The sequence below is a fragment of the Neokomagataea anthophila genome, assembly GCF_018122595.1.
GTDB classification, from domain to species: domain Bacteria; phylum Pseudomonadota; class Alphaproteobacteria; order Acetobacterales; family Acetobacteraceae; genus Gluconobacter; species Gluconobacter anthophilus.
On sequence record NZ_JAGRQH010000057.1, the window covers coordinates 1 to 264 of the forward strand.

Below are 264 nucleotides of genomic sequence, written 5' to 3' on the forward strand. Positions count from 1 at the left end.
ATCCCTGCAAGGCCGGGACGGTCATTCAACTTCTTAATTTCATCCGCCGGAACATGGCCTTCTACGAATTTTCCGCCAATAACTCCCGTGTGGCAGGACGCTAGTCCCTGCGGCACACCCAGCCCTTTCTTGATAGCGCTCATATCGCTTTCCACATGGTCAGTCACCTTGAATCCATTGGATTCCAAGTGCTTGACCCACTCCTTACAGCATCCGCAATTCGCGTCACGGTGGACATCGATGCTGAGCTGCTCTGCAGCTTGT

Annotated in this window: 1 protein-coding gene; it reads right to left on the minus strand. The window is 53.4% G+C overall.

Annotation, left to right across the window (positions count from 1 at the left end):
- Positions 1-143, minus strand: a 143-nt coding sequence (locus KB213_RS13245; protein ID WP_408903745.1) for a DUF411 domain-containing protein, incomplete at its 3' end; no start/stop codon positions are given.
- Positions 144-264 lie beyond the last annotated feature (121 nt).